The organism is Priestia sp. SIMBA_032 (assembly GCF_046535215.1).
Lineage (GTDB): Bacteria > Bacillota > Bacilli > Bacillales > Bacillaceae_H > Priestia > Priestia aryabhattai.
In genome coordinates this window covers 1-240 of record NZ_JAWRXD010001459.1, presented here as the reverse complement: position 1 = coordinate 240, position 240 = coordinate 1, and the positions used below count along the sequence as shown (strand labels likewise).

Annotated in this window: 1 protein-coding gene; it reads left to right on the top strand. The window is 63.8% G+C overall.

Annotated features, from left to right (window positions below; translation table 11 throughout):
• Positions 1–240: DUF5313 family protein (locus SB717_RS39145; protein ID WP_410908677.1), on the top strand; the 240-nt coding region annotated here is incomplete at both ends.

The window sequence follows — 240 nt, the reverse complement described above, 5'->3', positions numbered from 1 at the left end:
CAGTGGATCGCCTACAGCTGGGGCCGCAAGCTGCCCGACGAGTTGCAGGATTGGGTCCGGCACGATCTGACGGGTCGCTGGCGGGTTCCGCGGCACCTCCTGCGCGGAATGATCCCGTTCCTGCCCGTCTTCGCGCTGTTCCTGCTCTTCCCGGGACCGATCTACCTGCGACTGGCGATGATCCTGCTGGGACTCATCCTGGCGTTGTTCTACTGCAGTGCCTACATGCAGATGAACCGG